4 protein-coding genes are annotated in these 7,154 nt (G+C 53.4%); 2 read left to right on the top strand and 2 right to left on the bottom strand.

The window, feature by feature from the left end:
* Positions 1-340: RNA-guided endonuclease InsQ/TnpB family protein (locus ACP5D4_RS20210; protein ID WP_428013414.1), on the bottom strand; the 340-nt coding region annotated here is incomplete at its 3' end.
* Positions 341-687: 347 nt separating this feature from the next.
* Here ACP5D4_RS20210 and ACP5D4_RS20205 point away from each other — a divergent pair.
* Positions 688-1,371: a hypothetical protein gene (locus tag ACP5D4_RS20205; protein ID WP_428013413.1), complete on the top strand. Its 684-nt coding sequence runs from the start codon at positions 688-690 to the stop codon at positions 1,369-1,371.
* A gap of 137 nt (positions 1,372-1,508) precedes the next feature.
* Entirely contained in the window at positions 1,509-4,178 is a 2,670-nt protein-coding gene (adhE, locus tag ACP5D4_RS20200; protein WP_428013412.1) for a bifunctional acetaldehyde-CoA/alcohol dehydrogenase, read from the top strand.
* A gap of 292 nt (positions 4,179-4,470) precedes the next feature.
* Here the strand turns inward: adhE and ACP5D4_RS20195 are convergent, their stop codons facing one another.
* A complete protein-coding gene (locus tag ACP5D4_RS20195; protein ID WP_428013411.1) occupies positions 4,471-6,684 on the bottom strand; it encodes a PhoX family protein in 2,214 nt (737 codons plus the stop codon).
* Positions 6,685-7,154 lie beyond the last annotated feature (470 nt).

The following is a 7,154-nucleotide window of genomic DNA, read 5'->3' as shown; positions in this document are numbered from 1 at the left end:
GGGATTCAGCACTGCCGCCGTTTCGCTTCTTTTTGAAGTTCGGGTACTTAGCCCGACCCGCCCAAAAATTGGCAAACGCTTTTTGGAGGTGTCTCAAACCTTGCTGCAAGGGGACGCAGCTAACTTCGTTCAAGAAGCTAAGCTCATCCTCTTTTTTCCACTCAGTCAGCAACGCCGACGTTTCTTTATACCCAATCCGTTCTTGCCTTTCATACCAGCCTTCAGTCCTTGCGGCCAAAGCACGGTTGTAGACAAGGCGGGTACAGCCCAGCGTCCGCCGCAACAGGTCTTCCTGTTCGGCAGTTGGGTAGAAACGATATCGGAATGCTTTTTGCGTCATGCTCACATTGTAGCATCTATTGTGTAAAGCCGCCCTGAAAGGGCGGGGTTTCAGACCCAGGAGTTTTGATGAGGAGATGACGATGTGAGACGATCGATCCCCATTCAACCCCCTATTTTCTCCCCGAAAAACATTAAGTAAATCTAAATATTTCTAACAATTTTGCAAGCTGGATTACACTTTACCAAGAAATCCGAATAATAGTCGTAACAAAAATTCGCCGATCGCACCGCTCCAACGGCGATCGCGCAAAATTGAGACACAAAACTTGAAATAACTCTAAAGACCGCGAGCGTCCGATGCGATCGCGTTAAACTAAACGTAACGCTAGAACCGAACGCTCAACGATGAAGCTGAAATTTTTCGCCCTGCTGCTGGCCTTAACCCTGCCCTTAACCGCTTGCGGTGGCGGCGATACAGCCAGCGATAGCCCCGACGCCACCACCGGCGAGGCCACCGAAGCCCCGACCGAAGACACCGCCACAGACCCCCCCGACACTGAAGACGGAGCAACCGCTACAGACACCACCGAAACCGCCGACAGCGAAGACAGTGCCAGCGAAACCGCCGAAGGCGACTGGTACACCTACGAATCGGAGAACTATAGCGCTCGCTTCCCCGGAGAACCCACGGAAAACAGCCAAAACGTTCCCGTCGAAGGGGCCGGCGACATCCAACAATCCCTGGTGATTTACGAAGATTCCAACGCGCAACGGGCCTATCTCATCGCCTCCAACATCATGCCGGAAGGGGTGGAATTCGACATCGAGGCCAGCCTCGAAAACATGCAGACGACCACCCAAGCCAACCTCAACGCCACGGTGGAAAGCCAAGAAAGCGTCGAAAGTAACGGACGCCCCGCCCGAGCGATCGTCATGAGCGCTGAAGACGGCTCTCGTTTCCAAGTTCTCCTCATCGCCGACACGGAAAACGCCGCTCTCTATCAAGTGGCAGTCGGCGCCCAAGACGGAAACGTAGACTTCCCCGAAGCGCAACAGTTCTTCGATTCTTTCGAGCTTTCGCAATTGTAACCGATACCCGGCGATCGAAAATTTGGGGTCATCGGAACCGGGCGTATCGAACTCGTCGGTTTCCCTCGGGAAATCGGCAGAACCCCCGTCGTTGAAAGTGTTCTCTAGCTAACGTCGCACTCAAGGAGACGCGCATCGTGAGCGAACCTGTCACGAATCTCGAACAACTTGAAGCTCTCATCTCTCGCGTCAAAAAAGCGCAAGCCGCTTACGCGAACTTCAGCCAAGAACAAGTCGATACCATCTTCAAAAAAGCCGCCCTCGCGGCTAACGCCGCCCGCATTCCCCTGGCGAAACTCGCCGTGGAAGAAACGGGAATGGGCGTCGTGGAAGATAAAGTGATTAAAAATCACTTTGCTTCCGAAATTATTTACAACAAATACAAAGCCGATAAAACCTGCGGCATCATCGAAGAAGACAAATCCTTCGGGATTCAAAAAATCGCCGAACCCGTGGGCATTCTCGCCGGAATTGTCCCCACCACCAACCCCACCTCCACGGCGGTATTCAAGGCTCTCGTCACCCTGAAAACCCGCAACGCGATTATCTTCTCGCCCCACCCCCGCGCCAAAGCTTGCACCATCGAAGCGGCGAAAATTGTCCGAGATGCTGCCGTCGCCGCCGGGGCCCCGGAAGACATCATCGGCTGGATTGACGAACCCACGGTTCCCCTCTCTCAAGCTTTGATGCAGCACCCGGATGTCAAACTCATTTTGGCCACGGGCGGACCGGGAATGGTGAAGGCTGCCTATTCCTCTGGTAATCCCTCTCTGGGGGTGGGGGCGGGGAACACGCCAGCCCTCATCGACTCTAGCGCCCACATTAAAATGGCGGTGTCCTCGATTCTGTTGAGTAAAACCTTCGACAACGGCATGATTTGCGCCAGCGAACAGTCTGTTGTGGTTCTCGATGAGGTTTACGATACGGTCAAACAGGAGTTTATCGATCGAGGCGCCTATTTCCTCAACCCGGAAGAACGGAAACGCCTCGGGAGTCAACTCATCGTCAACGGACGCCTCAACAGCGGTATTGTGGGACAACCCGTTGAGAAAATCGCGGAACTGGCGGACATCCAACTTCCCCACGGAACCCGGGTTCTCATCGGCGAAGTGGACGACATCGGAACTGACGAACCCTTCGCCCACGAAAAACTCTCGCCCATTTTAGCTATGTACCGGGCGCGGGATTTCGATGAAGCGGTGGATAAAGCGGAAGCCCTGGTGGAATTCGGCGGACGGGGACATACTGCGGCTCTCTACGTGAACCCCTCTCAGTTCGATCGCATCAAACTGTTTGAGGATAAAATGCAGACGGCGCGGGTTCTCATCAACACCCCCTCCTCCCAAGGTGCCATCGGCGACCTGTACAACTTCCGCCTCGACCCCTCTCTTACCCTCGGTTGCGGTACTTGGGGCGGAAACTCCATCAGCGAAAACGTTGAACCCCACCACCTCCTCAATATCAAAACCGTCGCCGAACGGCGCGAAAATATGTTGTGGTTCCGGGTTCCGCCGAAAGTTTACTTTAAATACGGGTCGCTTCCGGTGGCGTTGCGGGAACTGGCGGGGAAAGAACGCGCTTTCATCGTTACGGACAAACCCCTGTACGATTTGGGGATGACCGCTTATGTGGAAGATGTTCTCGATGATATCGGCTTGAAATACGATATCTTCTACGATGTCGAACCCGATCCTTCTCTGGAAACGGTCAATCGGGGGTTGGCGTTGATGAACACCTTCAAACCGGATGTCATTATCGCCCTCGGTGGCGGTTCGCCGATGGACGCTGCCAAAATTATGTGGCTGATGTACGAACACCCGGAAATTGAGTTTGAAGGGTTGGCGATGCGGTTTATGGATATCCGCAAACGGGTGTACGAGTTGCCGGAGTTGGGGGAAAAAGCCATGATGGTGGCGGTTCCGACCACTTCGGGAACGGGTTCGGAAGTGACGCCCTTTGCGGTTGTCACCGATCGCAAGAACGATATTAAGTATCCTCTGGCGGACTACGCCTTGACGCCGAATATGGCGATCGTCGATCCTGAGTTGGTGTTGCATATGCCGAAGAGTCTCACGGCGTTCGGCGGTATCGACGCCCTGACGCACGCGATCGAAGCCTATGTTTCGGTGTTAGCCTCGGAATACACCAACGGCTTAGCCCTCGAAGCGATTCGCCTCATTTTCAAATACCTGCCTAGTGCCTATCATAATGGCGCCAACGATCCCAAGGCGCGGGAGAAAATGCACTACGCGGCGACGATGGCGGGGATGGCGTTCGCCAACGGCTTCTTGGGGATTTGCCATTCGATCGCCCACCAACTCGGCGGTACGTTCCACATTCCCCACGGCTTAGCCAACGCGCTGATGATTTCTCACATCATCCGCTACAATGCCACGGACGCGCCGTTCAAGCAAGCGACTTTCCCACAGTATAAGTATCCCAACGCTAAATGGCGCTACGCCCGCATCGCCGACCACTTGCAACTCGGCGGCGAGACGGAAGACGAGAAGGTGATGCTGTTGGTTCAGGCGGTGGAAAATCTCAAGCGAGAGGTGGGGATTCCGGCGGCGATGAAAGACGCTATGCAGCAAGATGAAGCGGAATTTCGCGCCCAACTCGATCGGGTTGCCGATCGCGCCTTTGACGACCAATGTACGGTGTCGAATCCTCGTTATCCGTTAATTGGTGAGTTGAAACAACTGATTCTGGATGCTTATTACGGCGATTTGGATTTGTCTTCCCTCAATGGCTATCGCTTTGAAGGGGTTCCTGACGTTCCCGCCGAACCGGAACCAGTGATGAATTAATTGAGTTTAAATGTTAATTGAAAAGCGGGCAAAATGCCCGCTTTTTTTTATTTGGATTCACCTGGTTCGATCGTTGTGCGACCATTAATTTTAAATTCAATTTCTTTAAATTCAATTTCGCAGCAACCGGGTTTTTAAGGAAACGAAAAACAAGGAAACGAAAAACTGGCTTTCTCGACCCCAATTATCCATTCTCAAGAGTCGCGGAGTCGCGCAGGTTGGGTGTAGCGCCAGCGAAACCCAACATTACTGTTATTGAGTATAGGAGTCGCGTAGGGGGAGAACGTCAACCCTACGTGATTTTACCGCCGTCTTCTCGGTAAATTGCTACCACCGCAGGTTTCGGCGGCTCGTTGGCTTGCTTCGCCGGCCAGTTCGAGCCAATTGGGACTTTCCGCATTTGCACGATTTCCTCGCCCTCGGGGGTTTTGACGATAAACTTCCGCGTTTCCAGGCGGTTGTTTTGACGAATTCCGTGGGATTCGCCGGGATGTTGAATGCCTAAAAATAATGTGGTTTCGTCTTGGGTGAAAAACGGCCCCGTCGTCTCGCATTCCATCGGTCCGATGCCGAACAAAAACGCTTTTCCGGCGTGGTCTCCCGAGGTGGGAACGTACCAAATGGAATTGTTGCCGTAAACCCCCAATACTTTCGAGGCGGGTAGCGGGTTTCCCGTGGCGTCGAGGCGACTGGTGACGGGGCGATTGTGCTTGCTGGTGGACATATCTGTGACCATCCAAATGTTACTGCTGCGATCGACCAGCAAGTTATCGGGGTTGGCAAATCCCAAACCGCCATCGGCGGGTTCGCCCCCCATAGCCACCATCTGCCAACGAAAACTCATGGCGGCGGGGTCGTTGTTGTCTTCTTCTAAGCGCATAATCCACCCCGGTTCGTAAGGAACTTCGCCGTTGGGACTCTGAAACACTCGCAAGTCGGGGCCGCCGTCGCCATCGGGAGAACCGGAGGTAAAGCTAATATATAACGACCCGTCTGGGGCGATTTCGGTATCTTCTGGGCGGGCGGTACAGGTGACGCCTGCGGCGTTGGCGGCGAAATGTGCGTCGATGAGAATCGCTCCCTGTTTTTCTGCGGGGGTTCCGCTGTAGATGTCGTTGAGGGTTTGGTAACTGCGTTTGTAGCTGTCGATTTGGGCGTCGGTGGTGGCGGCGAAATACTCTCCGTTAGACGGCGAATGTAAGATGAGTTGTCCGCCGACGATTTGGCTGGGAGAGTCTGGATTGACGGGGGTTTCGGGTTTGAGGGGAATCCAGGTTCCGGTTCCGTCGGGGTTGAATTTGGCGCCGTAAAGCATTCCGTCGGCCAGAAGTTGCGAGTTGGCTTTGTCGGTGGGGTCGCTGACGCGATCGCGACTGATAAATTTGTAGACATGGCCGCCTCGGCGATCGCACCCGGAATAGAAGGCGAGGGGTTTTCCGGCTTCGGCCCGCACGCCGACGGCTTCGTGGCGATATCGCCCCAACCAGGTATGTTTGGTTCCGTAATCGTTGGGGTTGGCGGGGTCGATTTCGACAATCCATCCGTATTTGTTTCCCGCCAGTTGGAAGACGTTCCCCTGTCCGTAGAGGACTTCTTCGGTGATGAAAAAGGGCAGTTGTGAGGGATCGACGGCGGAACCGTCGAGTTTTACGGCTTCGGGAACTTGCGCGTGGAAGTTCTCTTCTGCACTGAGGACGGTTCCCCAAGGGGTGGTGCCTCCGGCGCAGTTGGCGAAGGTTCCGATGATTCGATCGCCTAATCTGTCGTCGTATCCTTGTTTGTTGGCTTTGCGGAAAATGACCGTCGCCGCTCCGGTACTCTGGAGATAGCGACCGTCTTCTAAGCCGGAAATTCCCGTGACGCGGCGATCGACCTCTTTGTTTTGACGCACCCATTTGCCGTTTTTGTCCCGACGCAGAGATACTACGCCTAAGCCTTGGTCGATGAGACATTCTCGGCAAATCGTCCGAATTTGCGCTTTTAAGGGGTTGTCGTCTCCGAGGGCAAAGGCGTTGAGCATTTTACCCCCAGTCGCCTCGAGAACTTCCTTAACTGGAAGTGGTTCGCCGATGACGGCTTCGTAGGTTTGCAGCCAGGTTTTGGCACTGATGTACTCGAAGTTGACGGTGAGATAGCCTTCGTTTTCGACCGTTTCGACGAAGCTGAGATAGTCGTTGTTGTAGCCGAAGCGGGAGTCCCCGAGGCCATCGCCCCAAGCTAAAATAACGTCGTAGTTGAAGCCGTCGGGAAGTATGAGATCGTCGAGGACTTCGTAGGTGCTATAGGCTTGGGTGCGATCGCTTTTGGAAAGGGTGTCGTCTGCTAAGGGAATCGGACTTTTTACGGGGGAAAATTTGTTAAAAATCCGGTTTGAAGGGAGGTTTTGAGGGATGTTGAGGTTGTCGAAAACTGAGATGTCCCTGTTGCAGGATTGTAAACCGGCCAGGGCGACGGTTCCGGCGGTTCCTCCCAGGAAAAACAGAAAGTTTCGGCGGTTGATAGACATGGGTGTGATGGAGCGAGGTCGTTTTAGATTTTAGTGGATATTCGTCCGGTGTTTTTGAGTTTAAGTTCGGGTTAATTTGGGATTTTGGTTGCGTTAAAAAAGAGGACGCGGAGGATTTTTTATCGCAAAATACGCACCTCAAGATCCCCGGCATCTCCAAGATGCCGGGGATCTGGCGAAAACCGAGGTTTTTAATCTCGATATATTGACAAAAAAACAAAATTGTGATAGTAATTCAGATTTTTAAACCCAAGTTAACGTCGGGGTGAGAGAACGAGATTGAAGTCAATTTGTTCGCGATCTTCGGTAACAGAGGGAGAAAAACTGAAACTGCGGATCGATCGAACGAGATTAAAAAAGGTATGCATGTTGGTGGAGGGAGGTGGCGGCGGGAAACTGTTGCCCAACAGGGTATTGACCAAAAAATAATGGGATTCAAGCCCCGTCCTTCTAGGACGGCTTTCTCTGAA

The sequence above is a fragment of the Baaleninema sp. genome, from assembly GCF_049974805.1.
Classification (GTDB): domain Bacteria; phylum Cyanobacteriota; class Cyanobacteriia; order Cyanobacteriales; family Geitlerinemataceae; genus Baaleninema.
This window is presented reverse-complemented; position numbering and strand designations above follow the sequence as displayed.

What these genes read in the sequence shown, in the direction of transcription:
- ACP5D4_RS20205 (WP_428013413.1), top strand. Translation starts at nt 688, where the DNA reads ATGAAGCTGAAATTTTTCGCCCTGCTGCTGGCCTTAACCCTGCCCTTA.
- ACP5D4_RS20195 (WP_428013411.1), bottom strand. Translation starts at nt 6,684, where the DNA reads ATGTCTATCAACCGCCGAAACTTTCTGTTTTTCCTGGGAGGAACCGCC.